This window comes from Chitinophaga pinensis DSM 2588 (assembly GCF_000024005.1).
Taxonomy (GTDB): Bacteria; Bacteroidota; Bacteroidia; order Chitinophagales; family Chitinophagaceae; genus Chitinophaga; species Chitinophaga pinensis.
The window spans coordinates 7,998,472-8,024,517 of sequence record NC_013132.1 but is presented as its reverse complement, the minus strand read 5'-3'; the positions used below and the strand labels follow the sequence as shown (position 1 = coordinate 8,024,517).

Genomic DNA, 26,046 nt, shown 5'->3' with positions numbered 1-26,046 from the left:
TGGTTAGAGAGGGAACGGTATATTTGCGGCGAAAATGTATCGACAAATTATGAGAACAAGTGAACAGGCTTTGTCCATCATTGAGCAGGTAAAGCAGGCGATTAACGACACAGCAGTAGAGGCGATTGTATTTGCAGCAGCAGAAATAGCGTCCAACAAAAAGGCACTCTTTGAGCAACTGGAAGCGCTCATCGGTAAGATTTCTCCTCTGGAATGTACCAGCCAGGAATGGCGTAATTTCCGGATTGCCCGTATCAACTTCAGTAAATTACTGACGCGGGAAGCAGCGGCCTGCTAACCAGGGCTACTGTGGGATGGCGGCCAGTATGTGTCTGACCATCTCGTCCATCGATTTATTTTCTATCCATCTCACCACTGCAACGAGATCATGACCAGGATCTACGTAGATGAAATTTGTGCCATTACCTATATGGACAAAGGCATCTGCGGGGGCGCCGGGCAATAATTCTTTTCCTGTATTCAGGAACCAGTTCATATATCCATAGGTCGGTTTGGCCGTAGTGGGTGTAAGAGATTGTTTCACCCACTGTTCGGAAATCAGCTGTTTTCCGTTCCAGTTACCCCTGTGTAATGTCAGCAGACCAAAACGCGCCATGTCATAGGCATGGATGAACATACCGCCTCCCCAATGTCCGCCGCCGCTTACTGACTGTACGGGGCTGCCATCCAGTACTATCCAGGAATTACGGTAGCCGTTCCATCTCCAGGTGTCAGAGGCGCCTATTTCGTCCATAATATTCGTTTTGAGTATCTGCGGTAATGGTTTGCGCCAGACGCTGGTAGCGGCCAGCGCAAGGGCGTTTACCCGTACGTCGTTATATTTCCATACTGTACCGGGCTTGTTCCGTTTCCTGTTCATCCAGTCAGCGGCATTGCCTTCCGGTCTGTCAGCCCAATCAGGTTTTCCCCATAATGTTCCTTCCCAGTCGCTCGTCTGTCGTAACATGACATCCCATGTCAGGGTACTATTGTGCGTCCCTGCGAAAGGGTTAAGTAATTGTGGTTGTCCCAGTTGTTCGGCGCCAGGGCCGATCGCTGCAGGATTATACACTTCTATTGGTGGTACATAATTGGCTACAGTATCCTGTACGCTATGGATAAGACCTTTGTCTACGGCCAATCCTACTACGACTGACAGAAAACTTTTTGTCACACTGTGTGTCATATCCACTCTGAATGTCTCTCCCCATTCTGCCACGATATAGCCTTTATAAATAATTACACCAGTGGCATCGCCACGTGTGGAAAACGGTCCAACGCCATTGCTGAACGGTTCTTTTCCGAAACTGAGCGCCTGTGCTACTTCCATATTGCGGGGCGCTTTTGTTTCATTATCTTTTGCAAACTGTATGGCAGCTGCCAGTTTTGCAGCATCTAATCCGAGAGCTGCCGGCGCGCGATGCTGCCAGTTATCTTTTGCGGGAAAATAGGTAGTGTTCCTGGTGTTTTTAGATTGCGCGAAAACCAGTGTGGCAGCGCTTACGAATATGATGCAGGAGAGCAGGCGTTTCATGCAGGTAAGATAGTCATCTTTTCTATATGTTATATATCGCGAAATTGTCAGAAATGCACGAAATATCTTCAGAATGTCAAGTTGACGTTTGGGAAATGTATTGTTTGTCAGTAGTTTGCAGAATGGAACACTTTTAGCATAGACAAAATCTATTAGGAAGCTGACAGTTCTATATCCGGCAGGTAGCATTATTTACCTATTTAGTCAATGACTGTGAATAATTCGTCGTGTGTCCTTTACTATTAAGATAATAAACAGCACAATAAAAGATTAACCGACTAACTATGAGTAGTGAGCACATGCGTGCACTAGTCCTTGAGGATTATGGCGCCCCGTTCGTATATCGCGTAATAGACAGGCCAAGACCGGATTTTGGAGAGGTTCTGATAAGAGTAAAGGCGAGTGGTGTAAATCCACTGGATGCAAAAATTAAAGCTGGAGAAGCGGAGCACGCAAAGCAGCCATTGCCGGCAGTACTGGGTATTGACATGGCAGGTGTGGTTGTAGAAGTAGGAGAGGGTGTAACAAGTTATGCGCCTGGTGATAAGGTATATGGCATGACAGGTGGCGTGGCAGGTTTACAGGGCTCTCTGGCAGAGTATGTAGCCGTAGACGCAGAACTGATCGCCCGGAAACCAGCTAATCTTACCATGCGTGAAGCAGCTGCAATACCTTTTGGTTTTGTGACCGCATGGGAAGGCCTGGTAGACAAGGCAAAGATCGAAGAAGGACAGAAAGTACTGATACATGGTGGTTCCGGTGGTATCGGACAAATGGCGATTCAGATCGCCCGTGCATTTGGTGCGGATGTTTACGCAACTGACACAGATGATAAACAAGCGATCATTGAGTGGTTTGGTGCAACACATATCGATGCAGATACCGTAAGTGTAGCGGATTATGTGAATAAATACACCCGTGGCGCTGGTTTTGACATCGTCTTCGATACAGTAGGCGGCGCCACCTTAGACGCTTCTTTTGAGGCTGTAAAGCAGAATAATGGCCATGTGATCAGTTCCCTGGGATGGGGCTCTCACAGTCTGGCGCCATTATCATCCAAAGCAGCTACTTATTCCGGTGTCTTCACCTTACTGCCAATGCTGACAGGAATGGGCAGAGAGCACCATGGCGCTATTTTAAGAGAAGCAACAAGAATGGCGGAAGCAGGACAGATACTGCCATTGCTGGATCCGCGTCACTTTCATCTGCAGACAGCAGATCAGGCACTGACCCTGATCGTGCGCAGAGGTGAAACTGGTAATATCGTCGTTGAGATTTAAATAATTGCTCCATAAGGAGTATAAGTAAAGGGACTTCAAAGCTGAAGTCCCTTTTTGTTTGTCTTTCACTGAAGATAATCCATCCGGCAGCTATACTCAGGTCTGTGCATCATGAAAAATGATACCCAATGTATGCCTGTTCCCACTATGTAAAGGACTGACCCCATGTTTCATATTCACCCTGTAATATCCCCTGGTGCCTTTTACAGGCCGGAAGTTGGTCGTAAATAATAACATGTCGCCTTTATGAGCGGATATCACGCTGGCTTTGGACTGTGCGCGGGGAATCTGTTCTGTCAGGACAAATTCACCTCCATTATAGTCCTCACCGGGTTCATTCAGGAAGAGGACGGCCTGCATGGGAAACCATATATCGCCGTATAAATCCTGGTGTAGGGTATTAAAACCACCGGCGCCATATTTCAGGATGAGGACGGTTGGTTTGTCCTGTCCTTTTTCGCTGCATTGTTCTCTTAACGTGGAATGGGCGGAAGGAAAGCGATGACTGGACTGGAGGACTTCCATCCATTTATTAGCAATGGTTGCCAGATAAGGATAGACCGTTTCCCTTACAGTCGTGATCAGATCCGGTAACGGGTACCGGAAGTATTTATATTCTCCGGCGCCGAAACGGTACCGTTCCATGGAGATCGTTTTACGGTAAGACGCTTTGTCATTATACAATTCAATCAGTTCCTGGCATTCCTCTATGGTTAATAAGCCCTTTATCAGGGAGTAACCACACTCATGCATATCATCACTGATCTGCTGCCAATCCTTGCTATGCAGGCGTTCTGCGACGTTTTTCATCATTTTTTTTCTGTAAAAGTAGCGCAGGAGGAAGGGCGGGAAAACCCGAAACTTGCTATTCAGGGAAAGCAAATTGTTTGAATTTTATAAGTAATCCTTTGTTTATCGTAATGAATGACCCGAAACAAGCTCTTAATTTTGCATTGTATGAAAAAGTATGGCCGTTTTTAAGACAGGTATTTCCCCGCAAGATCATATCTCAAGTTTAATATATCGCATTTAATAAAAGCAAGCATGCTGACAGAAACACTCGAAGATTTTTATCAGAATAAGATCAAAGAAGTGCCAGCCAACCTGAGCAAGGAAACCGGGCATTTCAATGTATTCAGTCTGGAGAATCATATGGGAACCACGCCACCTCGTTACAGCCGTAAGACATTTTATAAAATAGGCTTATCCAGGGGACATGGTTTTTATCATTATGCAGATAAAAGCATCGAAGTATCAGGTACTACCCTGATGTTTTTCAATCCGAATGTACCTTATACCTGGCAATCGCTGGCGCCGGAACTAAGTGGCTTCTTCTGTATTTTCAAGGAAGGTTTTTTCACAGAAAGGATCCGCGGTAGTATGACTGATTTTCCCATGTTTGCACAGGGCGGAAAACCAGCATATTTCCTGAATGATATACAGGATCAGCAGGTAACAAACATCTTTGAAAAGATGATGGAAGAGATCCGGTCTGACTATGTATATAAATATGATCTGCTGAACAACTATGTGATGGAGATCATTCATTATGCCTTGAAGCTGTCTCCTTCAGAAAAACTGTATCAGCAGAGCGATGCAAAGACGCGTATTACATCCGTCTTTACAGAACTGCTGGAACGCCAGTTTCCTATCGAGTCACCCCATCAGCGTTTTGAGCTGCGTTCTGCCAATGATTTTGCACGACATCTGTCTGTGCATGTGAATCATTTAAACCGTGCAATTAAAGAAACAACCGGCCGTACGACTACAGAGCATATATTTGAAAGGCTGGCCAGCGAAGCAAAGTCCTTATTGAAACATACCGACTGGAATATCTCTGAAATCAGCTATGCGCTTGGTTTTGAAGAGCCTGCACATTTTAATAAGTTCTTCCGCAGACAGGTTGATACGACCCCTACCGCCTTCAGAAATATCTAAAAACAGGGCGCTGTTTGAAAGATACAATTATCGCTTTGAATGGTGTAATGACGACGGGCTTTTGTTGCTGTAGCTTTGTATCAACAACAAAAGAAACAAAGTATGAAACAACAAAAAGTCTGGTTTGTAACCGGCGCTTCAAAAGGATTTGGGCTCTCTATAGTAAAGCAATTACTCGCAAAAGGTGTTCCTGTAGCAGCAACCACAAGAAACCTTGCAGAACTGAATAAAGCGGTAGGTGAAGATGATAATTTCCTGCCCCTGGCAGTAGATCTTACATCTGAGAAAAGTGTAGAAGATGCCATCGCTGCTACCGTCAATAAATTCGGACGTGTAGATGTAGTAGTAAACAATGCAGGTTACGGACTGGTAGGCGGTCTGGAAGAATTATCAGATGCAGAAGGCCGTCAGAATTTTGACGTGAATGTCTTCGGTTTATTAAACGTTGTAAGGAAAGCATTGCCTTATCTGAGAACGCAGGGTTCCGGCCATATTATTAACTTCTCTTCTATCGGCGGACTGGTTGGTGATTTTCCTGGTTTTGGCATTTACTGCGCTACTAAGTTTGCAGTAAACGGACTGACAGAAGCATTAGCTACTGAAGTAAAACCTTTTGGTATTCACGCTACCATTGTTTCTCCTGGTTATTTCAGAACAAACTTCCTCGCTTCCGATTCACTGGTGATACCAAAGCATCCTATTGACGCATATGCCAATGTGCGTGAATCACAACGTGCACATCAGCAATCAATAGATGGCAATCAGCCGGGCGATCCTGAGAAAGCAGCAGCAGCGGTAATTAAGATCACGGACGTGGAAAACCCGCCTTTACACTTTTTCCTTGGTACTGATGCGTATGAACTTGCAGGTAAGAAACTGGATGCATTGAGAAATGAACTGGAAACCTGGAAGGAACTGACTGTCTCTACAGCGATTGAAGCGTAGCGTATGGGCTTCCTTTTATCAATCGTGATAGTGGTTTGTCTGACGACGAATATCAAACGGATAATGACGTACTGCCGGCGTGTGTTTAAAAAACAACACGTGCATCCGGAGCAACAGACAGGACTTTTCGGCGTATTCAGGCTGGAGGATGTGTGGCAGTACAAGACAGGATGGACGAAACAATGCATGGATTATTATAAGATAGGACTGATAAGAGGAAGTAAGCGCTCCCACTATACTGATAATAGTATGGCGGGATCAGCAACCACACTGGTGTTTTTCAATCCACATGCGCCGTATACATGGGAATCATTGGAGGCGGATAAAACGGGATTCTGCTGCGTGTTCAGCGCCCCGTTCTTTACGACACAGATGCAGGAGAAGATCAATGCGCTTCCCATGTTTATGGCCGGTGGAAAACCGGTACAGGCACTGACAAAAGAACAGGATAAAGTAGTAGCGGATATATTCGTCCGCATGTTGGAAGAGTGGCCCTCTGATTACAGGTATAAGTATGATCTGTTAAGGAATTATGTCACGCAGTTGATTCATCTCGCATTGAAAATGCAAATGAGTGACGGCGCCGATACAAAAGGAGAAAGTTACAACAGCAAAGAAATTCACAATTAATCAACAACGCATGGACAACGCAAATAAATATGTAGGTATGTGGGTGACCAGGGATGGTTATATCCGGCATGAGCTGTTACCCAACGGACGCTATGATGAGGCAAGAGGCAATAAGAAAAGTGCGTATCAGGGTAGTTATATTATCACCGGCGATCACATTGACTATAAAGATGATACTGGTTTCACTGCTGACGGTGATTTCCGGGAAGGTATACTGTATCATGCAGGTATGGTACTGTACAGAGAGGATTAACAGGCCGATCTCTTTTTGACTTAAATTTGTAAGGTCCAAAAAGATCGAATGATGGAATGGAAAAATGAATTGTCAGCCTTACTCAATATTGACTACCCCATTATCCAGGCCCCGATGCTGGGCATTACGACGCCGGAGATGGTGGCAGCCGTTGCAGAAAAAGGCGGCCTGGGTTCTCTGCCCGTAGGAGGTTTATCTCCGGACAGGACGAGGGAACTTATCCGTAAGACAAAATCACTGACAGCTAAGCCGTTTGCCGTTAATCTTTTTACGAATGGTGTACCTGACTATAGTCGCGCAGATGCGGAAGCAATGCAGGATTTCCTGGAAGCATTTTCAAAGGAGAATCAGCTGGGTTTTGAACGTTTGTCACTGGATGCACTCCGGTTTTACAGTTACAAAGAACAGATCGATATCCTCATAGCGGAAGCCATCCCTGTCGTCAGTTTTACCTTCGGCATTCCGGATGCGGAAAGTATGACTGCATTAAAGCAAAAAGGGATTGTGCTGGTGGGTACTGCTACTTCCGTACAGGAGGCGGTACTGGTAGAAAAGGCAGGTGCGGATGCTGTGGTTGCACAGGGCATTGAAGCGGGTGGACACAGGGGGAGTTTCCTGGATGATGAACCTTTACCGATGGTGGGTACGTTTGTCCTGGTACCGGAGATAGTAGCTCATGTAAAGATCCCTGTTATTGCAGCAGGAGGGATCAGAGGCGGCAGTACCATCAGGGCTGCATTCCAGCTGGGGGCAAAAGCGGTGCAGATCGGGACGGCTTTTATTGCCAGTCAGGAGAGTCTGGCCATTGCCTCCTATAAAACAGCCCTTCCGAAGGCACAGGTGACTGATAGCGCCCTTACCCGCGCTTTCTCCGGACGGTGGGCAAGGGGTATCAGAAATCAGTTTATGGACACAGTAGAAGCCTCAGGATTGAAGATCCCTCCATACCCTATACAAAATAGCATAACGGCCGGTTTGAGGGCTAAAGCGCAGCAGGCTGACAGGAAGGAGTTCACGAACATGTGGGCTGGTCAGGCGTCAGCGGGAGCTGAGAACAGGTCTTCAGCGGATATTTTCCTTCAGCTGGTTGCCCAGGCGGAAGGATTGTGATATCGGTTTAATCAGACGATATTGCATGGATAAGCCATAAATAATGCATCAACTATTACTATAAATACGGTTGATGCATTGTTTATGGCTTATCTATTGTTTAATAATGAGTTATGTTGGTTTGTAGTCATATTAGCAGACAGATAGAGCCGTTTTGTCCTGAATGGCCCCTGTAAGGCCAAAATATATGGTTGACACGACGCATATACGACGCATCTATGCTTGATCTCATGAAACAACTACCTGGCGTTCTCTCATTTCCGGCAGAAATATCATCCCCCACCGCTGTATAATAAGTAAAAAAAATTCTCCAAAGAAAAAAGCAAAAGATATTTTGTACTGAATAGTACAGTTTTGTATCTTTACATCGTAAACAACAGGAAACATGGCAGGCAGACCAAAAATATTTGACGAGAAAGAGGTAGTGGAGAAGGCGGTCGACGTATTCTGGAAAAAAGGATATGAGGCTGCGTCTGCAGATGAATTACTGGCTGCAATGGGTATCGGAAAGGGAAGTTTTTACCTGGCCTTTAAAGGCGGTAAAAAGGAGTTATATGAGAAATCCCTGAAGCAGTTTTCCGATACTTATGACAAACAGTTATCCCGTGATCTGGCGGCCAGTAAAGACCAGGTACAGTTCATCAGGGATTTCTTTATGTCGCTGGCAGATGATCCGACGGCGAAGATCATGAAAGGTTGTTATCTGGGGAATGCACTGGTGCAGTTATCAGATGGCGATAAGGATACAAAACTCGTAGCAGCGGAACTGCTGACAAGAACAGAGCATATCTTCACTGCCGTGATCAGAAAAGCACAGGAAGAAAAGGCTATAAAGAATACAGCAAGACCCGAGGTGATTGGTAAATACCTGATCAATCTGTGGAATGGTGTGAATATTACCAGAAGAAGTAACCCGGATCATGAAGACCTGAGAGAGATGCTTGAAATGAGTCTCCAGGTATTGAATTAAATTTTTTTACCCAATATTGTACTGTATAGTACACAATTATCATAAACAATTACATTCAACTTAATACTTATCAAAATGGCACACGCAACAACTACACCGTCTGCTACACAAGGCGTAGACATCAGCAATGTTGAGTATAAAACACTGACTATCGAAGGACAGGAGATTTTCTACCGTGAGGCAGGTTCGCCAAAGAATCCGACCATCCTGCTGCTGCATGGATATCCGACTTCTTCCTTCATGTTCCGCAACCTCATTACAGCATTGTCTGGAAAATATCACCTGATTGCTCCTGACTATCCTGGTTTTGGTAACAGTAGTATGCCACTGGTGGCTGAATTCGAATATACTTTCGATCACCTGGCTGATATCGTAGACCAGTTTATTACGGCAAAGGGACTGACAAAATACAGTCTGTATGTAATGGACTATGGCGCACCTGTCGGTTATCGTATTGCCACCAGACACCCTGAACGCGTACAGGCTTTACTCGTACAGAATGGTAATGCATATGAAGAAGGTTTATCTCCTTTCTGGGATCCTATCAGGGCTTTCTGGGCTGACCCGCAGAATGAAGCACACATCAATGGTATGAAAGCCACTTCACAGCTGGATTTTACAAAATGGCAGTACCTGACAGGTGTAAGAGACGCCGCTAAGATCAGTCCGGATACCTGGGTACACGATCAGAGTAAACTGGACCGCCCCGGTAACGTAGACATACAACTGGCTTTATTCTACTCTTATAGCAGCAATCCTAAACGCTATCCTGAATGGCAGGAATTCTTCCGCAAATATCAGCCGCCAACCCTGATCACCTGGGGCGCTAACGATGAAATCTTCCCTGCCAGTGGTGCAAAAGCTTATCTGAAAGATCTGCCAGATGCAGAATTACATTTACTGGATACCGGTCACTTCGCACTGGAAGAAGATGGTACTGTGATCACTTCCCTGATCGATGATTTTCTGACAAGGAATGTGAAATAGTTTTTTAGTATACGATATTGTACCAGATAGTACATTAATCGGGTGTCATAGTTGAAGGCGTCGGATCATGCCGGCGCCTTTTTTTATTAGTTGCTCACCTCGACATAGATGATTTACCGGCAAGTCCAATCCGGAAAATATAAAGTGGTCACTTCCCTGAACAGTGTGTGTTAATGTTTTTTAGGGGCTATCCTGTAATCTTCATCACTGAGTCCCTTCACACCTCTGGACTTCTTTTTCGGTGTTGTATCCGTTGCCGGCGGAACGGGTATGATAACAGGTGGTGGAATGAGCTGTTCCGGTGGATCTGTGGCTACACTATCTATCGCAGGTGTTACGATGGCAGGGCGAACTGTATTTACTGTATCCGGTTGTATAGACGTTTTCTTTTCAATGGTCTGCTTATCCGGCAGCGGCGGTTGTACCAGTGCCGGCGGCGGTAGTTCATGCCATATGCTGTCTTTTGTTGTTGTAGCGGGGGTGCTGACAGGTGGTGGTGTTACCGGTTCAGGCGTTTGATGGAAAAAGTTGATAAAGAGGTAGCAGGAAAGTGCGGTGATCAGTACAAAAAGTGTGGCAATATTCAGGAATGCGTTGTTATCAGGAAGGGTATTGTCAGAAGGTGTTGTCTGCGGCATTTCAATGTCCAGCTGTGCGCTTATCCGGTCCCAGATAGCGTCTTCCATAGCAGGAACAGGCAGCTGTTCCAGCTTTTGGGCGATAATGATTTCATATGTTTCTTTTTGGTTCATCCAGTTTGTAACTGTAATGTTTGTTTAAGTATTTTTCTGGCTTCGCTCAGGTGCCATTTACTGGTGCCTTCGCTGATGTTTAGTTTGACGGCTATTTCTTTGTGGGTATGCCCCTCCATGACATATAGTATAAACACCGCGTGGGTGGCAGGTGGTAGTTTTTTAATGGTAGCCATGATATCTTCAGCTTCCAGCCTGGCGATAACGGAGTTATCGATAGACGGCGCCATAGCATCTTCCAGTTCGATAGGGTTGAACTTATTCTGACTTTTAATATAATCTATGCCTTCATTGGCGACAATCCGTTTGATCCATGCATACATGGTCCCTTTTGTTGCATCATAGGTGTGCATACTTTTGAAGATCTTCACAAATGCATGGCTCATGATATCTGCCGCATCTGCTTCACTTCTTGCATAACGCATCGCGATAGACATAGCAAAGCTGTAGAACAGCCGGTAAAGCTGTTCCTGCGCCTTGCGGTTATTGGCAAGGCAGCCTTCAATAAGGAGTGATATGTCCTGCTCCTGGCTTTGCAATGTTATTCAGATAATGCGGTTTGCTTACTGGCGTTCTATTTGCTTTAACAAGATGGCGGTTCCCATGGCCGAAAGGATGAACTTGAGTTTTTCTTCCTGGTCATTGTACAGCCAGATCGCTTTATCCATGGAGTCGATGATGCCGACAACGCCGTCTTCCGTGCTCAGTTCATAACCGGAAAGTATTCTGGCGCCCAGCAGGGTATTGGATACTTTCCCGTTTTTATTCATAAAGGTATTGAGGTTAAGCGTCCTTATCTTAACGGTATCCCTGCCATTGGTCGCATACCCCTCTTCTTCCACATAAGGTGCATCGAAAATGCGGTGTGAAGTGTCTTTCCGGATATCATAGTTCCGGGCCATCAGTAAAGACCAGAGTCCTGTGCCGCTGGTGTCGTTGGGCACGATGGCTGCCGTATAGATATAACTGGAATTGAGCAGGGTGGAATATTCGCCCCCGATGACGGGGATGCGGCCGGCGTTTAATACGACATCATGACTATCGTAAAACTCTGAACCGAAAATCTCTGCGCTGTTATGGGTATTGGTCAGGGTATACCTGATCTTAGCCTTTTCATGCTTCCCTTCTTCCATCATTTCCGCTCCGAATATATTTCCCAGTACTTCCGGCGCAGGAATCCAGACATTGTTATAACGGACGCTAGACTTGATATGCCAGCCTCTTTTGATGCGGGAAGTAGAATAATCCCCAAAGCTCAGGTGCTGATTCACCATCCAGCCTTGTGCTCCTTTAACGGGATAACGGGTGGATACGCTGCTGAACTGGTCAGGTACAGCCAGCTTTGTGGTGCTACAGGAGACTGTTACAGCGAGTAGTATAGGTAAACATATGCGTCTCATTCGTCTCATTTGTCAATATTAATTAGTTTCAGTGATATAGGTAATACCCCCGGGGAAGGGGAAAGGGTTGGGTAAGATGCAAAAAAAAACTTTAAATTATAGAGGAAGCTGATAATGAAAGGACAATACATATTTATACCATTTAATTGGTCCTGATCTAAATACTTATTTGTGAAGCAATTACTTATTATCTCTTTCCTACTGACCTTACACTTTGTCACGGCGCAGCACAAAGTCTCCTTTTAGAATTTTGGATAATGACCGGGTTGGGTTTATTGATGATAAAGGAAAAGTGGATTAGCGGGGAATTAAATGGGAAATATTCCCTGTATACAGATATTAACAAAAAGCAAACATGTTGTGTCTCTCTGACACTCCCTCCGCAAAAAAGCGGCTCATGTATGATCTAAAAAGCTTATTTTTAATATAACGCACTGAGTCGTATTCCATGTTAATGAAAAATTTGCTGCTTCCACTGTTATTGCTGGTAAGCTATGCCTATGCACAGCCATCCTACCAGTTCTCTTCTTTAGATGTGAACAATGGTTTATCCAATAACCAGGTAAATTCCATTTATAAAGATGCCAGGGGATTTATGTGGTTTGGTACCATGAGCGGATTAAACCGTTATGACGGTTATGCGTTTAAAACATTCCGGCATAGTGCAGAACCTGGCGTTATTAACGACGACTACATCACCGGTATCTATCCCGCACCGAATAATCAGCTTTTTATCAGAACAAGGAACGGGGACAATTTCTATAATCCGGTCACAGAACAGTTCTCCGATGCGACTACCTGGCTGAAGAAAAAAGGTTTGTCTGAATACGGCATCACCAGTGTCGCACAAACAGGCCGCAACTGGTGGATCGCTTATAATGATGCCCGGTTATACAAAACAGACAGCACCGGCCGTACCACTAAAATATTACTGCCGGATAGGGCCAATGCGGCTATTGCCGATCTGCAGGGGGAAGGAGACAAGCTGCTGGTTATCCTTTATCTGAACGGAGATGTGGAAAAACTGGACATTGCCAGTAATAAGATTATCTATCGCAATTCCAATATCAGGAAATACATCGGTAAACCTCCCTTAGCCCTGCGCATCTTCATAGACGCAGCAAAGGATATGTGGGTGTATATGCCGGGAAGTGATTTCGGGGTGGCTTATCTGAACCGGACGGATGGTAAAGTGAAAATGCTATCCAGTAAAACAGGGGCTTTGAACAATGATATTGTCAATAGTATTGTGGAAGACGATAAACATTTCATCTGGATTGGTACAGATCACGGAGGAATTAACCTGATTGATAAGAATAACAATTTTAAGTCCCGCTTTCTTGTGAATAAAGAAGGCGATCTGAAGACCATTGCAGAGAATGCCGTCTATGCACTCTACAAAGATAATTTCGGCATTATCTGGTGTGGCACCTACAAAAGAGGACTTAGTTATTTCACTGAGAATATGGTGAAATTTCCCTTGTATAAGCATAGCCATGCTGATAATAACAGCCTGAGTTATAATGATGTCAATTGCTTTGCAGAAGATGAAAAAGGGAATATCTGGATTGGTACGAATGGCGGCGGACTGATTTACTTCGACCGTGTCAATCAGACCTTCAAACGCTTTCAGCATGATCCTTCCAATGATAACAGCATCAGCAAAGATGTGATCGTCAGTCTCTATGTGAATAACTACAATGATCTCTGGATCGGTTATTATTTCGGAGGAATGGACTTCTACAGCAACGGACGTTTTAACCATTATCGCCATGAGGAGGATGATCCGAATAGTCTGGCGAATAAGTCCGTCTGGAAGATATACCGTGATCAGCGGAACAATTTCTGGGTAGGTACCCTGGGCGGAGGACTGGACCGGTTTGATCCTGGTAATGGCATCTTCTATCACAACAATGTCAATATGCCGGCATCCGTTCATTCCAATTATATCTCCGGATTCGCAGAAGACAACAGGGGGAACCTGTGGATCGCCACTGCCTATGGTATTGACGTGCTGGATAATTCAAAAGGCGTCTTTGTACACTATCTCAGTTCCACCCATCAACTGAGTAATGATAATGTCAGTTCGCTGCTCTATGACAAACGAGGGCATATGTGGGCAGGTACCCGTGCCGGTCTGAATGTATTTGATGAAAAAGTACAGCAATTCAGATCGTTTACGGTGAAGGACGGTCTGCCGGATAATAACATCATCACCATGCTGGAGGATAATGAAGGGTATCTATGGGCGAGTACTTCCAACGGACTTAGCCGGATCGCGGTAAAGGATGGCCCGGAAGGACTCAGCATCAGCTGTCGGAATTACGATGATAAAGACGGTTTGCAAAGCAAGGCATTCAATGTGAATGCGGCATTTAAACTCAGTACCGGCGAACTTATCTTCGGTGGTGCTGATGGGTTTAACCTGTTTGATCCTTCTTCTCTGCCACGGAATAATACACGTCCTGATGTGGTATTTACCGGACTCCGTTTATTCGACCGTAATATTGAAGTCAATGCAAAAGTGCATGACAGGGTATTGTTGCCGGAAGCCTTATCTGTCACCAAAGAAATTGTGCTTAAACATAATGAAAACGATTTTTCGCTTGAATTTGCCGCACTGAATTTTATCAATACGGAGAAGAATAAATATGCGTATCGCCTGGATCAGTTTAATGATAACTGGTTGATCGCAGATGGCAGCACCCGGCGTATTACCTATACCAATATCAATCCCGGTACTTATACCTTACAGGTGAAGGCGGCCAATGAAGATGGTTTTTGGAATGAAGAGGGCATTTCACTGAAGATTATTGTAAAACCGCCTTTCTGGAAAACGCCGCTGGCCTATATCATCTATGTACTTTTGACCGTGGCCATATTATTACTGCTGCGCCGTAGTGTGATCAGAAGGGCGCATAAGCGCTTTACACTGGAACAGGAAAGACAGGAAGCCAGGCGTATGCATGAAATGGATATGATGAAGATCCGTCTGTTTACAAACCTTAGTCATGAGTTCAGAACACCGGTCTCCCTGATCCTGTCACCACTGGAAGAGATTATGCAGCAAAGCGGTGAACAAAAAGAGAAAGGTAAGTTCCAGCTGATCTACCGGAATGCAAAACGATTATTGATACTGGTGAATCAACTAATGGATTTCCGGAAGATGGAAATGCAGGAGCTGCGTTTAAACCCTACCTGGGGCGATATAGCTGTGTTTATCCGGGAAGTAACTTTTTCATTCGCTGATCTGGCAGAAAGGAAACAGATCCTCTTCTCCTATAAAAGCAATGCTCCGCATGTCTATACCTATTTCGACAATGATAAAATAGAAAGGATCCTGTTTAATCTCCTGTCCAATGCTTTTAAGTTTACGCCAAGCGGCGGAGCGGTGCATGTGGAGGTAAACAGTAATAAAGATGAACAAGAGAAGACCTGGCTGGAAATGAAAGTAAGAGATACCGGTATCGGCATCCCTGAGGAAAGACATGAAAAGGTATTTGAACAGTTTTTCCAGAGTGATATGCCGGGAGGGTTGATGAACAGGGGGAGTGGTATCGGACTAGCTATTACCCGTGAATTTGTGAAACTGAATAATGGAACGATCACCGTAGAGAGCGAGGTGAATAAAGGCAGCTGTTTTACGGTAAGACTGCCTTTAGAGACCTGTGAACAGCCGGAGGTGGCAGACGAGCCGCAGGAAGGCGTAAAAGACCAGCTATTGACAGAAGATCCCCTGTTCGCGGAAGAGCTGCCGGAAGAACTGTCAGAAGAGGAGCTGGCCACCGATACCCAACGGCAAACCGTCCTCCTGATAGAAGACAATGAAGACTTCCGTTTTTACCTGAAGGAGAACCTGAAAGACTGTTATCATATTATAGAAGGAGCAGATGGTATTGCCGGCTGGCAGAAAACCCTGTCAGGGCATCCGGATCTGGTCATGAGTGATGTGAATATGTCGGGCATGAACGGAATTGACCTGTGCAGGAAGATCAAAAATGACCCGCGGACCAAACATATCCCTGTCATCCTGGTAACGGCAGCTGCCGGAGAACAGGAACAGCTCCGCGGACTGGAAGCCGGGGCAGCCGATTACCTGGTAAAACCTTTCAATTTTGAGATCATGTTATCCAGGGTACGTAATCTGCTGGCCAGACCATTGCCGGCGAAACATCAGGTGAGTCTGCCGGAACTGCAAAACGCTGAAAATGAGGCATCCCCTAATGAGAAGTTCCTCCGTCGGGTGCTGGAAATAGTAGAACAGAATCTGTCCAATGCCGGGTTCTCCGTAGAAGAACTTAGCCGGGAACTTTATATGAACCGGGTCTCCCTGTATCGTCGTATTTTCAACCTGACCGGTCAGACGCCGGTAGAGTTTATACGTATGATCCGTATCAAAAGGGCTGCACAGTTATTATCTAAAACCGAAATGAACGTTACCGAGGTCGCCTATGAGGTAGGATTCAACAACCCGAAATACTTCGCCAAGTACTTCAAAATGGCTTATAATATGCTGCCCTCTGCCTATGCAACCGCGGCCCGAAAGTAGGTATTGCAATAAATGATGCCCGTAAAGCAACATTTGATACCCCTCCTGCAACATTTTATCCTATTTAATAAACATTCTACAGCCCTCTTTCTCCCGGAGGGATGATACTTTTATCCTACAAGGGGAACACGATATGAGCAATGATGACCAAAATCAAACGAATCGCGCATTAATCTAAAAACTTAATTCTTCCACGCTATGAAACGAGCCAGTATTACTGGAAAATCGTACCTGACGGTATGGGTAATGATTTTCTTTTGGGCTGTCACTATGCCTGCGCAAGCACAAACCCAGTCTGACCCGGGACGAAAGATCTCCGGCAGCGTTACCGCCGGAGAAACAGGCACACCTGTTCCGGGGGCTTCAATTACTATTAAAGGGACAAAAAGAATGACCACAACTGACGGGGCAGGGAATTTTAGTATCCCGGCTGCTCCGGGAGAGGTAATTAATATTGCCTCCATGGGTTTCATTACCCGGGAATTCAAGGTAGGTAATTCCGCCACTGTGAATGTAGTGATGCAGGAAGATTACCGCAAACTGAATGACGTGGTGGTCGTCGGGTATGGTAAAATGAAGAAAACAGACCAGAGCAGTGCGCAGGTCTCCATTACCTCCACAGAAGTCAACCGTACCATCAATACCACCATCGACCAGGCTATACAGGGCCGTGCCGCCGGTGTGTATGTTACACAAAACTCCGGGCAACCGGGTGGTGGTATCTCCGTGAATATCCGTGGTGTTAATACCCTCAGCGGTACCAATGAACCGCTGTATGTCATCGATGGGGTACAGATGCAACCGGCTACGGTGTCTTATGGAGCGACCAGTTCTGTTAATCCGCTGGCAGGGATCAATCCTTCGGATATAGAGTCCTTAGAGATACTGCAAGGACCTTCTGCCACTGCGGTATATGGTTCCCGGGCCACCAATGGGGTGATCCTGGTGACTACCAAAAGAGGGAAGTCCGGACAGATGAAACTGTCTTATAACTATCTCTATTCGCTGCAGGACAAACCGGAGGCAGTCAATACCATGACATTGCAACAGTTTGCCATCATGAACAATGAAATAGCCCAGTTGCTGAACCGTACCCCTACACCGGAATTTCAGAATCCCGGTGTGTTAGGGAAGGGGACGAACTGGCAGGATGCCCTGTTCCGTACTGCTTCATTACAGAAGCACCAGGTGAATATCAGCGGAGGCGCCAGCAATACCACCTATTATATGTCAGGCGAGTATTTTGACCAGGAAGGGGTGGCAATCGGTTCTGATTTCAACCGTTACTCTTTCCGCCTGAACCTGGATAACCAGGCTTTCAAATGGCTGAAGCTGAGTACGTCCCTGAACTTCTATCAGACGAAGGAAAAACTGGCGTCTACCAGTGAAGACGTAATCAGAAATGCCATTAACCTGGCCCCTAATATTCCCGTGAAAAATGCAGATGGCAGCTGGGGCGGTGCTACGGAAAATGAGTATGGTTCCAATGCGAAATATGCGCCGCTGAATCCTGTTGCAATCGCCAGTCTTGTGAGCAATGATTATAAACGTACCGGTGGACTGGGCGGCGCTACTGCCGAAATCTCGATCATAAAAGGACTGACCTTCCGCACCAGCTTTAACGGGAATTTCGAATATACAGATGGCAGCAAGTTTATTCCTACCTATCAGTTAGGTTATAATGTCAATGAGAAAGCTTCGCTCGCAGTATCCAACGGAAAGAACTTCTACTGGAACCTGAACGAATTACTGCAATACTCCCGTGATATCGGTAAGCATAGTTTCAGTGTGATGGTGAGCCACGAGGCACAGGCATGGAACTATCAGGGTTTCTCTGCACAGCGTGTAGGATTCGCCAGCAACAGTATCCCTTCTCTCAACCTGGGTAATGCCTTAGGACAAACAACGGGTAGTTACAAAGGATCGGGTGCACTTGAATCTTATCTCGGCCGTGTTAACTACACGTACGATAACAAGTATATCGTCCAACTGGCTGGCAGAGCAGATGGTTCCTCCAACTTTGGTGCAGATGACAGATGGGGATATTTTCCTTCTGTATCGGTAGCCTGGCGTCTGACAGGGGAGGAATTTATGAAATCATTACCCTTTATCAACGAACTGAAGATCCGTGCAGAATATGGTACGACCGGTAACAATGGTAGCGGTGGTGCACAGTTCTCTTCCCTGACTTCTGTGACTACGCCATGGGGCGCAGGTTTCCGTACCGGACAGTATGGTAACTCCGGACTCAAATGGGAATCCACCGAAACAAAGAACATCGGTTTTAACATGAGTGTATTAAAAGACCGTATACAACTGGAAGGTGATTTCTATATCAAGAAAACTGACAACCTGCTGATGCCTAATCCATTGCCTGCCTATATGGGTACACAGGGAGAAGGCGCTATCAATGCTCCAATTGTAAATATCGGGGCGATGCAGAACAAAGGTTTTGGTATTACACTGAATACGGTTAATATAGATAACAAACAGGGTTTCAGCTGGAGGACCAATTTCAATATCTCTTCTTTCAAAACAAAGATCACGAAGTTCTATTCTGATGCTGCTTTCCTGTCAAGGTCTGCCTGGTTCATGAATAACTTTACCTCCCGTTCTGTGATCGGCGATGCGCCCTGGCAGTTCTATGGTTATGTCGCAGAAGGACTGTTTCAGTCTGTCGATGAAATCAACAGCAGCGCTATTCCTGCACAATCTGACGGTACCCGTTTACCTGTGGCTAAAGACGGTGGCGTATGGGTGGGCGATATCAAATACAAAGACCTGAATGGGGATAATATCATCGATTCACGTGATCAGACATTTATCGGTAACCCCTGGCCAAAGCTGACTTTTGGTTTGACAAATACTTTTTCATGGAAAGGATTTGACCTGAGTGTATTGATGACCGCTGCACAGGGCAATGACATCTTCAATTATCTCCGTTTTGAGAATACGAATCCGAATAATATCAATCTCGGCCGGAACTTGTTACAGGAATCATTTAATTATGCACGCGTCGGAGATGTAGGTGGTAAGACCATCTTAGAGAATCCCGGCGCCAATGTACCCAGGATTGTAGGCACAGATGTAAACGGTAACGGCAACCGTTTTACGAACCTCTATGTAGAAGACGGATCTTATATCCGCATTAAGAATGTACAGTTAGGATATAACATTCCACATGCATTACTGAGACAACAGTCTGTCGTTAAAAACATCCGCCTGATCGCAGGTGTACAGAACCTGGCCACTTTCACCAAATACAAAGGATACGATCCTGAAGTAGGTTCTTATCTCGGTAAGGAAGTGCAGCTGAGCAGTCAGCTGATTGGTGTGGATGCCGGTCGCTATCCATTGACCCGCTTGTATAGCGCAAGTGTGGCGGTTGATTTTTAATGAGCTTTAAAACTGACAGTATGAAAAAGACAAACTATCATATATATCTGATCGCCCTTGCCTGTACGCTTTTCGCCGCAGGTTGTAGTAAAGACTTCCTGAACAGGCCACCGGAAGACGCTATCGTAGATGTGAACTTCTATCAGACGACTGATCAGATACTCGCCGGAACGGCCCCGCTGTACAACATTGTATGGTTTGCTTATAACGATAAAGCTTCTCATGGTATCGGAGATGGCAGAGCGGGCATATTGATGTCGGGTTCCTACCAGGTGGATAATATCCGTATGCAGACGACGGATGTTACACCGGAAGTATATAGTTCCTGGACTTCTTTTTTCAATGTGGTGGCACAGGCCAATCAGATTATCAGCAACCTGGTTACTTATACAGCGCCGACGGTACCTGAGAATGTGAAACAGGCAGGTATTGCAGAAGGCCGTTTTATGCGTGGTGTGGCTTATTCTTACCTGGTACAGAACTGGGGAGCAGTGCCGATCATCGCAGATAATAAAGTATTGCTGACAGATACTTCTATCAGCCGTAATACTATAGCATCTGTATGGGAATTTATCATCCGTGACATCCGTTTTGCCGCAGAAAATCTTCCGGCTGCACCGATGCAGAAGGGGCGTCTGACAAAGTGGGCGGCGGAAGGGATGCTGGCGAAAATGTACCTGACACGCGCCGGTATTTCCGGTTCAAAGAATCAGACAGATCTGGACAGTGCCGCCTGGTATGCCAATGATGTGATTATGAACAGTGGTGCGGCATTGATGGATAATTACGAAGACCTCTTCCTGGTGAAGAACAACAATAATTCAGAGAGCCTGTTTGCCTTACAATGGAAGTATGATGGCGACTGGGGGACACAGAACAGTGTGCAGGCATTCCTGGCCTATGGTTCCGAAATAACAGGATTCGGTGATGGTTGGGGAGGAGATCTCGGGGCATCCTTAGATCAGCTGAAATTATACAGGATAGATGATAAGCGTCGTAAGGGAACGTTCATGTTCCCTGGTGATCATTATTCCTATATCCATCAGTCGGTAGATGATCCCAATAATCCCGGCAAGAAGATCATACAGGAATTGCAGGTGCCCTGGAACTACGTGGGTACGGAGCGATACAATGCAAGGGCATGGGTGAAGAAATATGTGGTGGGCCGTCCGGAAGATAATGATGGTAAGGTGACGCAGCAGCATACAGAGATTAATACCTATATGTTACGACTTGCGGATGTATACCTGATCTATGCGGAAGCATTGCTGGGGAAGTCTGCTTCTACTACTAATGCACAGGCATTGCTGTACTTCAATAAGGTGAGAAAAAGAGCGGGTGTACCTGAAAAGACGGTGCTTACCTGGGATGATATTTATATTGAAAGAAGACTGGAGTTAGCTATGGAAGGACAGGCCTGGTATGATCTCGTGAGGTTGTATTACTATGATCCTGCGAAAGCGATTTCGCTGATTAATGCGCAGGACAGGGGTACTTATCGTGTTGCTGCCAATGCTGCTACGAATGCGACTTCCTGGACGATCACTTCTGATGTGCCGGCATTCTACAATGTGACTCAGAGCAATTTCCTGTTGCCGTTGCCGGCGGCTGAACTGACTGCTGCACCTAATTTAAGGAAGCCCCCGGTACCTTATCAATTCTAATTAAAACTGACTGATCATGACCCGTAATATATTCACGTTTATCCGTTATATGAACAGGTTGCCGTTGTATTTATTGATCCTGTTCACTGTGTTTTGCGCTGCCTGTTCCAAGGACGACGGCAGCAGTGGTGCGCCGCCTGTCGTGACAGGTGTCAGTCTGCTGGATGCCAGCAAGACAGACAGTACTTTCGCCGGGACTCTGCCTGGTACTTTAATCCTGATCACAGGACAAAACCTTGATGGTATCGTTAAAATAGCTTTTAACGGGCAAGCGGCGTACTTTAATCCCACTTACAATACCCGTACGCACCTGATAGTCACGATCCCGGATAATGCGCCTACAGAGGCTACAGATCCGGATGTACCCAATACCATCCATATCATCACCAGTCATGGTGAAACAAGTTATTCATTCACCCTGGAAATTCCTCCTCCATCGATTGTCGCCATATCGAATGAAAATGCGCTGGCAGGAGATTCCCTTATCATTTATGGTTCCAGCTTATGGCTGATCGACAAAATCGTGTTTCCTGGAGGTAGAGAAGTAACCGATTTTATCGCAGACGATGCAGGAACCAGGGTAGGGATGATCATGCCGGCGCTGGGGGATGATACCGGGAGACTGGTCATACAGGCGAAATATGGTACGGCTGTCTCGGATGGTCCGCTGAATGATCATGAGAGCGGAAATGTGATCAGTAATCTGACGGCTGACGGGGAGACAGGTGAGAAGGCTGTTTTTAACTGGGCTTACTGGGGCGCTAACAGAACGACAGATGCCACTTTGTTCCCCGGTACAAGAGGAGGCTATTTACAGAACATTTTCGGTGGCGTAGGTGTGAATGATGGCGCATGGTGGAATGGTAACCGTTCGGGTAACTTCAATGATGTACCGATGTTCACGGCTGCGATCATGACGGAGCAGGCTTCCAGTTATGCATTGAAGTTTGAGATCAGCACAAAAGAGCCCTGGACGGCTGGTGTAAATGTGTTGCGTTTCGGAGATAATTATGCGTATCGCTATATGCCATGGTCAGGCGCTGCCGGTGCAAAGTTTGAAACGAAAGGCGCGTGGCAGACGATAACGGTGCCTTTGTCTGCTTTCAAAACAGTGGCAGATGGTAAAGAAGGTACCGGTGCGGGTGCACAGACAATGGGCGACCTGTTGAAAGCAGGTGGTGTGGTAGCTTTTGGTTATCGCTTCATTACAGAAGATGCACCTGTAGACGTCTACAATGCTGCATATGACAATTTCAGGATAGTGAAGATCAGATAGTAATATCAATGACAGGTCTGCAGTAGTTTTACTGCGGACCTGTTATAGCACAAACTTATTAATACGTATTTAAGAATGAAGCGCATATTGGTCCTGTTTTTTTTATGTTCGGAAATATTGTTGTGTACGGCCTGCAACAAAAACAGTGGTGAACCATACGAGGGAGAAGAGACGGACACCTCCGGTACTACGGTGATAGTACCTGAAGATCCTGCACTGGCGTCCAGTATAGGCTTCTTTATGTCGTCATGGGCGCCAAAGACTTTTAAGGCAGGCACTTTCACGGAAGCCGCATTGCCTGGATCTGCCCCGTATCTCGTTACGGTGGATGCATCGACGATCACTACGAAGATTTCTCCTGCGCTGTTTGGCAATAACAGCAATCCCTATATGAGCCAGATGGTGAATCAGCCGAAACTGATAGGACATCTGACTAATCTGCGTACGGGTATTATCCGCTTTCCCGGAGGGAATATCAGCAGTGTGTATTTCTGGAACGGACAGGTAGGTATACCGCCTGCGGATGCACCTGTACAGCTGACAGATGCAGATGGAAACAAGACAGATCCCGGGTATTGGTATGGTAACAATACGGCTGACTGGACATTGTCTGTCAACAACTATTACAGTATGTTACAGCAAACGGGGAATGAGGGAATGATTACGGTGAATTATGGCTACGCCAGATATAGTACTGCTGCGAATCCGGTTGCTGCTGCGGCACACCTGGCGGCAGACTGGGTAAGGTATGACAACGGACGTACCCGTTACTGGGAGATCGGTAATGAAAGTAATGGCACCTGGCAGGCCGGTTACAGAATAGATGTAACGCAGAATAAGGATGGGCAGCCACAGGTGATCAGCGGAGAGTTATATGGCCGTCATTACAAGGTATTTGCTGACTCTATGCGTAAGGCAGCAGCAGAAACAGGAAAGACCATTTACATCGGCGCTCAGTTGCTGGAGCATGAGCCGGCCATCTGGGCGACCGATACCGATAAAAAATGGAATGCCGGCGTATTACAACAGGTAGGCGCTACAGCTGATTTTTATATCGTTCATAGTTATTTCACCCCTTATAATACGAATTCAAATCCGCAGGAAATACTGGCTTCTGCCGCTACTGTCACGAAAGCTATTTATGATCATGTCAATGGTTCTTTTACTGCGAATAGCGTGGCGGCAAAACCTGTTGCGCTGACGGAGTGGAACATATTTGCTGTAGGTTCTCAGCAGATGGTATCGCAGGTGGCAGGTATGCACGCGGTGATGGTATGGGGAGAGCTGATCCGTAATAAATTTGGTATGTCCAGTCGCTGGGACCTGGCAAATGCATGGGAGAACGGTAATGACCATGGATTATTCAGTCAGGGAGAATCGCTTTCAGGTGAGACAAAATGGACGCCCAGACCCGCTTTTTATTACCAGTATTTCTTTCAGAAATTCCTGGGAGACAGAGGAATTAATGCAACTGTAACAGATAGTAATTCGAGTATCAGTGCCTATGCGTCAACATTCAGTTCCGGAGAGGTGGGATTGACATTGGTGAACAGGGCAAATATTACACGTAATGTGACGGTGAATTTTAAGAATTTTCTTCCCGGGGCCCGTTTCTACTGGTATGTGTTGACAGGAGGGGAGGGAGTGACTGGTTTTTCACGGAAGGTATTTGTAAATGGTGCAGGACCGACGGGCGTATCCGGAGGGCCGGATAATTATGCGGCGCTGATCCCTTACGGAGGCAGTGCGACAGGAGGGGTGAAGGTATCTTTACCACCAATGAGTGTGGTGAATATGGTGATAGAAAAGAAATAGAGTTATATTTGAGAAATAAATAATATAACTCTATGTCATGAAATGGATAAAAGATGTCAACATATTTATCCTGAGTACTTTAGGTGTATTTTTAGCTGCCGGTTGTATCACCCAGGCAAGTAGTCCCTCTCCGACTGACAGCATCATGACTGACAGTGCCGCGGTGGCCATTGACAGTATTACTGCCACAGCAGATATGATAGCGGAGCCTGATTCATTGCAGGGGGAAATGTATGTAATTGATGGTTTGATAGGGTTGATTGCTGAATCGTCTTTACAGCTGTCAAATGCCAGTATGCCGCCGGTGGCTGGCAGGGATACGCTGAATGCAACGCTTTATCATGAAAACGGGCATCCGGTTGAAATGAGCTATACGCTTTTTGAAGATGGCGGGGCTGCTGCGGGGATAGGTAATATGTATTTCTTTGCCGATTATCCGATCGTCAGTGAACTGGCATATGGTGATACGCATATCTATAATGTGCTGAGAAAAGATAGTACCTTCTTTTCCTTCAGCAGAAACGGACGTAATTATTTTAAGCTGATCACATTGCCGGAAGGGGCGGAGGACCTGCGGATCGCACATCTGATCAAGGATGCGGCTGATATGTTACAATTGTATCCACGGAATAAGATCCGGTTTAATGTACCTTCCGTGCCTTTAAGAGGAGATCTGAAACTACTGGCGGTAGCGGATGTACCGATGTATGAATGGCCGGATTCTACTTTACCATCGATACTGGTGATCCCTGAAAACGCGGTGCTGGGATTTATGGGCGCGAACATGCAGGAGGTGGTAACAGATGGTAAGAAATGGATCTGGTATGAGGTGACGTGTGGCGGCGTACATGGATGGATCAATGGACATCCTGCATTTGTGCAGGAGCGGAATGATGAAGTTTATTAGTTGGTTGTGTATATAAAAATAAAAGCCTTTCAGTGTAATGCTGAAAGGCTTTTTTAATGTGATTAGAAGTCAACATCATCAGCGATATTGCCGCCATTTTCATCGGCAAATTTTCTGGCGTATTCCTGTCTTTTCGCGTCCATATAGTTGGTGTACTCCAGGATTTCTTCATCGCTCAGAGAAGATTGTAACTGCATCCACTGCATAGCTACTTCCTGGAAGTCGCCCAGCGAGATACCGTAGTTCGTCTGTATCCATTGTGCGCCGTCCAGACCTGCTTCATATGCTGCGGTACGTGCGCCACACAGTTCTTCGTAGAAGTAACGGTCTGTCGCCAGTCTTTGCAGATTAGCAGCATTACCTGCGCCACCAGCAGGTTGCAGACCACCTAATTTAGGGTGTTCGCCAGCCTGTGCAAAGTAAGTACCCATCTGCGTGATTACGATGAAGTCGGAATCTTCCTGCATACGCTGTGTCCATCCCTGGCTTGCGTCTTCCCATACCGGAATTTCTACTCCGAGAGCAGCACAGATCGTATCAACAGCTACACCGTTTGCCAGTTTTGCGTTGGCTGCGGAATAATCGAATAAGCTGATACCGTGAATAGGTTCGAAAAGGGGGTTGTTCTGACTCATGGTTC

21 protein-coding genes are annotated in these 26,046 nt (G+C 46.0%); 15 read left to right on the top strand and 6 right to left on the bottom strand.

The genetic code is table 11. The features are described from left to right. Nucleotides 1–49 precede the first annotated feature (49 nt). Nucleotides 50–298 (top strand): hypothetical protein, encoded by a 249-nt coding sequence (locus tag CPIN_RS31570; protein WP_012793951.1) that lies wholly within the window; start codon nt 50–52, stop codon nt 296–298. Between the two features lie 6 nt (nt 299–304). Here CPIN_RS31570 and CPIN_RS31565 read toward each other — a convergent pair whose 3' ends face one another. After that, nucleotides 305–1,534 carry a serine hydrolase domain-containing protein gene (locus CPIN_RS31565; protein ID WP_044220168.1) on the bottom strand — a complete coding sequence of 410 codons (1,230 nt, stop codon included), beginning with the start codon at nt 1,532–1,534 and terminating at the stop codon, nt 305–307. 284 nt (nt 1,535–1,818) lie between these two features. Between CPIN_RS31565 and CPIN_RS31560 the strand changes: the two genes are divergently transcribed. Then, nucleotides 1,819–2,814 (top strand): zinc-dependent alcohol dehydrogenase family protein, encoded by a 996-nt coding sequence (locus tag CPIN_RS31560; RefSeq protein ID WP_012793949.1) that lies wholly within the window; start codon nt 1,819–1,821, stop codon nt 2,812–2,814. A gap of 96 nt (nt 2,815–2,910) precedes the next feature. Here CPIN_RS31560 and CPIN_RS31555 read toward each other — a convergent pair whose 3' ends face one another. Beyond that, entirely contained in the window at nt 2,911–3,627 is a 717-nt protein-coding gene (locus CPIN_RS31555) for a 2OG-Fe(II) oxygenase (RefSeq protein ID WP_222838166.1), read from the bottom strand. Nucleotides 3,628–3,858: 231 nt separating this feature from the next. On the opposite strand from CPIN_RS31555, the gene CPIN_RS31550 reads away from it, so the two are divergent. The 7 genes from CPIN_RS31550 (at nt 3,859) to CPIN_RS31520 (ending at nt 9,647) form a co-directional block, all read left to right on the top strand. Then, complete coding sequence (locus CPIN_RS31550; protein WP_012793947.1) at nt 3,859–4,752, top strand: helix-turn-helix domain-containing protein; 894 nt, start codon at nt 3,859–3,861, stop codon at nt 4,750–4,752. 102 nt (nt 4,753–4,854) lie between these two features. Next, on the top strand, nt 4,855–5,697 hold the full coding sequence (locus tag CPIN_RS31545; protein ID WP_012793946.1) for an oxidoreductase: 843 nt from the start codon (nt 4,855–4,857) through the stop codon (nt 5,695–5,697). Nucleotides 5,698–5,760: 63 nt separating this feature from the next. After that, nucleotides 5,761–6,327, top strand: a complete 567-nt coding sequence (locus tag CPIN_RS31540; RefSeq protein ID WP_012793945.1) for a hypothetical protein — start codon at nt 5,761–5,763, stop codon at nt 6,325–6,327. A gap of 10 nt (nt 6,328–6,337) precedes the next feature. After that, nucleotides 6,338–6,580 (top strand): Atu4866 domain-containing protein, encoded by a 243-nt coding sequence (locus CPIN_RS31535; RefSeq protein ID WP_012793944.1) that lies wholly within the window; start codon nt 6,338–6,340, stop codon nt 6,578–6,580. A gap of 48 nt (nt 6,581–6,628) precedes the next feature. Further along, the gene (locus CPIN_RS31530) at nt 6,629–7,690 is read left to right on the top strand and encodes an NAD(P)H-dependent flavin oxidoreductase (protein WP_012793943.1); all 1,062 of its coding nucleotides are present in this window, start codon (nt 6,629–6,631) and stop codon (nt 7,688–7,690) included. A 385-nt stretch (nt 7,691–8,075) separates the two neighbouring features. Next, on the top strand, nt 8,076–8,660 hold the full coding sequence (locus CPIN_RS31525) for a TetR/AcrR family transcriptional regulator (RefSeq protein WP_012793942.1): 585 nt from the start codon (nt 8,076–8,078) through the stop codon (nt 8,658–8,660). Nucleotides 8,661–8,735: 75 nt separating this feature from the next. Next, a complete protein-coding gene (locus tag CPIN_RS31520; protein ID WP_012793941.1) occupies nt 8,736–9,647 on the top strand; it encodes an alpha/beta fold hydrolase in 912 nt (303 codons plus the stop codon). A gap of 170 nt (nt 9,648–9,817) precedes the next feature. Here CPIN_RS31520 and CPIN_RS31515 read toward each other — a convergent pair whose 3' ends face one another. Genes CPIN_RS31515 through CPIN_RS31505 form a run of 3 tightly spaced genes read right to left on the bottom strand, consistent with a single transcriptional unit; the run spans nt 9,818 to nt 11,799 of the window. Continuing rightward, nucleotides 9,818–10,399 (bottom strand): hypothetical protein, encoded by a 582-nt coding sequence (locus CPIN_RS31515; protein WP_012793940.1) that lies wholly within the window; start codon nt 10,397–10,399, stop codon nt 9,818–9,820. Continuing rightward, the gene (locus CPIN_RS31510; RefSeq protein ID WP_012793939.1) at nt 10,396–10,938 is read right to left on the bottom strand and encodes an RNA polymerase sigma factor; all 543 of its coding nucleotides are present in this window, start codon (nt 10,936–10,938) and stop codon (nt 10,396–10,398) included. The genes CPIN_RS31515 and CPIN_RS31510 overlap by 4 nt, the downstream gene beginning before the upstream one ends. A 24-nt stretch (nt 10,939–10,962) precedes the next feature. Continuing rightward, nucleotides 10,963–11,799, bottom strand: coding sequence for a hypothetical protein (locus CPIN_RS31505; protein ID WP_044220164.1), 837 nt, complete (start codon nt 11,797–11,799; stop codon nt 10,963–10,965). A 454-nt stretch (nt 11,800–12,253) separates the two neighbouring features. On the opposite strand from CPIN_RS31505, the gene CPIN_RS31500 reads away from it, so the two are divergent. The 6 genes from CPIN_RS31500 to CPIN_RS31475 all read left to right on the top strand — a co-directional run bounded on the left by CPIN_RS31500 (nt 12,254) and on the right by CPIN_RS31475 (nt 25,406). Then, nucleotides 12,254–16,348 (top strand): hybrid sensor histidine kinase/response regulator transcription factor, encoded by a 4,095-nt coding sequence (locus CPIN_RS31500; RefSeq protein ID WP_044220160.1) that lies wholly within the window; start codon nt 12,254–12,256, stop codon nt 16,346–16,348. A gap of 198 nt (nt 16,349–16,546) precedes the next feature. Then, nucleotides 16,547–19,744 carry a SusC/RagA family TonB-linked outer membrane protein gene (locus CPIN_RS31495; protein WP_012793936.1) on the top strand — a complete coding sequence of 1,066 codons (3,198 nt, stop codon included), beginning with the start codon at nt 16,547–16,549 and terminating at the stop codon, nt 19,742–19,744. Nucleotides 19,745–19,764: 20 nt separating this feature from the next. After that, a complete protein-coding gene (locus tag CPIN_RS31490; protein WP_012793935.1) occupies nt 19,765–21,408 on the top strand; it encodes a RagB/SusD family nutrient uptake outer membrane protein in 1,644 nt (547 codons plus the stop codon). Between the two features lie 16 nt (nt 21,409–21,424). Beyond that, nucleotides 21,425–22,684, top strand: coding sequence for a glycan-binding surface protein (locus CPIN_RS31485; protein WP_012793934.1), 1,260 nt, complete (start codon nt 21,425–21,427; stop codon nt 22,682–22,684). Between the two features lie 75 nt (nt 22,685–22,759). Then, nucleotides 22,760–24,499, top strand: a complete 1,740-nt coding sequence (locus CPIN_RS31480; RefSeq protein ID WP_012793933.1) for an alpha-L-arabinofuranosidase family protein — start codon at nt 22,760–22,762, stop codon at nt 24,497–24,499. A gap of 37 nt (nt 24,500–24,536) precedes the next feature. Further along, entirely contained in the window at nt 24,537–25,406 is an 870-nt protein-coding gene (locus CPIN_RS31475) for a hypothetical protein (RefSeq protein WP_012793932.1), read from the top strand. Nucleotides 25,407–25,468: 62 nt separating this feature from the next. Here CPIN_RS31475 and CPIN_RS31470 read toward each other — a convergent pair whose 3' ends face one another. Further along, nucleotides 25,469–26,041, bottom strand: coding sequence for a DUF6620 family protein (locus CPIN_RS31470; protein ID WP_012793931.1), 573 nt, complete (start codon nt 26,039–26,041; stop codon nt 25,469–25,471). Between the last annotated feature and the right edge of the window lie 5 nt (nt 26,042–26,046).